At 44.4% G+C, this 606-nt stretch carries 1 pseudogene; it reads right to left on the bottom strand.

Annotation, left to right across the window (positions count from 1 at the left end):
- A pseudogene (locus tag ACS8FD_RS22405) lies at positions 1-487 on the bottom strand (phosphatase PAP2 family protein); the annotation flags it as partial.
- Positions 488-606: the final 119 nt, after the last annotated feature.

Below are 606 nucleotides of genomic sequence, written 5' to 3'. Positions count from 1 at the left end.
CCCAGCATGTGATAGCCGTCAATAACACCACTAAAATGGTAATCGGCGTAGAGGCTAAGCTGGTAATTAAAATAAAAAAATGTATGACGCCAGCTTCATTTAACAAGCTCATCTGCTGCGAGACCAAGAGATCGAGCGCGACTATAGCGTCGGAGGTAACCACATCTTCAACCAATCCCACGAATACCGCTGCTATATAGACCATCAGCAAGAACAAGATAGTCAGTGGCAAGCCATAAAAATGTTCAACGTGTAGTCGCTGCCAAAAAAACTGATAAAGCTTTGGCTGGCTATTTTTTAAGTGAATCAGTCGCTTATCCACGCCAAAATACTGCTCAAACTTGCGCCAATATCTCTTGGCTAGTATAAAGACGGGTTTGCCATAGCGAATGACAACATATTGCAATGCCCATAAAACTACGATAACGACTAATAGTAGAATACTTAATAAAAATAGCGGCGGCTGGGTTTGTAGAACAGTAATCACACCTAGCCCTCAAGAGTTTGTGGTCATAGTGCTAGGAGATAAAATCGCTGCTAGCGGCTCAGCGCTTAGTAGCCCTTCGCGTCTGACCAGCTCTGCCACGCCTAAGCCACTGTCCAAAG

The sequence above is a fragment of the Psychrobacter sp. 1U2 genome, from assembly GCF_051847575.1.
This window is presented reverse-complemented; position numbering and strand designations above follow the sequence as displayed.